Here is a 2,482-nt window from a genome sequence, read left to right as displayed (position 1 = left end):
CGTTCGGGCTCCAAGATAGCGGACTAACGTAGTCCGCTTTTTTATTGCTGTTGTTTTGTTACTTAGCCAATAAAGTCCAAGTATCCACAACGCTATCTGGGTTTAATGAAATAGAGGTAATACCTTTATCCATTAACCATTTAGCAAAGTCAGGATGATCTGAAGGTCCTTGACCGCAAATACCAATGTACTTACCTTTGGCTCGGCATGTCTCAATGGCTCTCGCAACCAAGAACTCAACGGCTGGATCACGCTCATCAAAGTCAATCGCTAGCAACTCCATACCTGAGTCTCGATCCAAACCAAGCGTTAGTTGAGTTAAGTCATTAGAACCAATCGAGAAACCATCAAAGTGTTCTAAGAACTGCTCAGCCAAGATAGCATTGGATGGGATTTCGCACATCATAATGACCCGCAAACCATTCTCGCCACGCTTCAAGCCATGCTTACCCAATAAGCCAATCACTCTTTCTGCTTGGCTCACAGTTCTTACAAATGGGATCATGATTTCTACGTTGGTCAAACCCATCTCATTACGCACACGCTTCATTGCCTCACATTCCATAGCAAATGCTTCAGCAAAATCATCGGAAATGTAACGAGATGCGCCACGGAAACCTAACATTGGATTTTCTTCGTCAGGCTCATAACGTGAACCGCCAATTAACTTTTTGTATTCGTTAGATTTGAAATCTGATAAACGAACAATCACTGGCTTTGGATAGAAAGCTGCGGCAATTGTGGCAATACCTTCAGCCAATTTATCCACATAGAAAGCTCTCGGACTTGCGTGACCGCGAGCCACACTCTCAACCGCCTTCTTTAAATCCAAATCAATATTTGGATATTCCAAAATTGCTTTTGGATGAACACCAATATTGTTATTAATGATGAATTCCAAACGAGCAAGACCTACGCCACCGTTAGGGATTTGGCAGAAATCAAAAGCCAACTGTGGATTACCCACGTTCATCATGATCTTCACAGGAATCTCTGGTAAGACACCGCGAGTAACCTCAGTTACCTCAGTCTCAATAGGACCGTCATAAATACGACCCTCATCACCTTCAGCACACGATACTGTGACAACCGCACCATCTTTGAGTGCATGCGTTGCATCACCACAACCGACCACAGCAGGAACGCCTAACTCACGAGCAATAATCGCCGCATGACAAGTACGTCCACCACGGTTTGTCACAATCGCAGCAGCACGCTTCATCACTGGCTCCCAATTTGGGTCAGTCATATCTGCCACCAACACATCACCAGGCTGAACACGATCCATTTCGCTGGCATCTTTAACTACACGAACTGTTCCGGTACCAATCTTTTGACCAATCGCACGACCAGTTGCTAAAACTGTTGAATTGCCTTTGAGCTTGTAGCGCATTTCTACCTTGCCATGCGCCTGACTCTTCACAGTCTCAGGACGAGCCTGAAGAATGTAAATCTTGCCATCGATACCATCTTTGCCCCACTCAATATCCATCGGACGTTGATAGTGCTTCTCAATGATCATGGCATATCTAGCTAATTCTGAAACGTCTTCATCAGAAATGGAATAACGATTGCGTTGCTCCAAAGGAACGTCTACCGTTTTAACGCGACCAGTCTCACCAGGTGCAGTAAATTGCATCTGAATTAACTTTGAACCCAAACTTCTGCGAATGATTGGATATTTACCAGCTGCCAAAATTGGTTTGAATACGTAGAACTCATCAGGGTTCACAGCACCTTGCACCACTGTTTCACCCAAGCCATAGCTTGATGTAATAAAGACTGCATCCTGAAAGCCTGACTCAGTATCAAGTGTGAACATCACACCAGAGGCTGCTTTATCAGATCGGACCATACGCTGAATACCGGCAGACAGGGCTACCTCTGCATGAGCAAAACCTTTGTGAACGCGATATGAAATTGCACGGTCGTTATATAAAGAGGCAAACACCTCACGAATACGATGCAAGATGTCATCAATACCAACAACGTTCAAAAATGATTCTTGCTGGCCAGCAAATGACGCATCAGGTAAATCTTCAGCAGTAGCGGATGAACGAACTGCAAATGAGCCTTTGCCATCAGCATCTAATACCTTGAACGCTTCACGAATTTCTTTTTCTAAACGTTCTTGGAATGGTGCCTCCTCAACCCAACGACGGATCTCAGCGCCAGCCTCAGCCAACGCTTTAACGTCATCAACATTGAGCTTGTCTAAACGATCATTAATACGCTCGGTTAATTTGTTGTGCACCAAAAAATCGCGGAACGCTAATGCGGTGGTTGCGAAACCAGTAGGAACACGCACACCCGAAGCATTTAACTGTGAAATCATCTCACCCAATGAGGCATTTTTACCGCCGACTGACTCAACGTCAGACATGCGTAACTCCTCAAAGGGTAAAACGTATGCATTTGCATGGTTTGGATTGGACATAACAACTCTCTAAGTAATGGGAAACTGGTTGCAAAGCTAGATTGC

The 2,482-nt window shown here is 44.7% G+C and carries 1 protein-coding gene; it reads right to left on the bottom strand.

Features of this window, described 5'->3' with window-relative positions:
• Window positions 1-58 precede the first annotated feature (58 nt).
• Window positions 59-2,437, bottom strand: coding sequence for a phosphoenolpyruvate synthase (gene ppsA, locus CFR83_RS08330; protein WP_088813614.1), 2,379 nt, complete (start codon window positions 2,435-2,437; stop codon window positions 59-61).
• Between the last annotated feature and the right edge of the window lie 45 nt (window positions 2,438-2,482).

This window comes from Polynucleobacter victoriensis (assembly GCF_900187875.1).
Lineage (GTDB): Bacteria > Pseudomonadota > Gammaproteobacteria > Burkholderiales > Burkholderiaceae > Polynucleobacter > Polynucleobacter victoriensis.
Note: the sequence above shows the minus strand (reverse complement) of the source record. Positions and strands in the feature narration are given on the sequence as shown.

Excerpts from the sequence above, each read along its gene's own strand:
- ppsA (WP_088813614.1), bottom strand. The coding sequence starts at position 2,437 with ATGTCCAATCCAAACCATGCAAATGCATACGTTTTACCCTTTGAGGAG.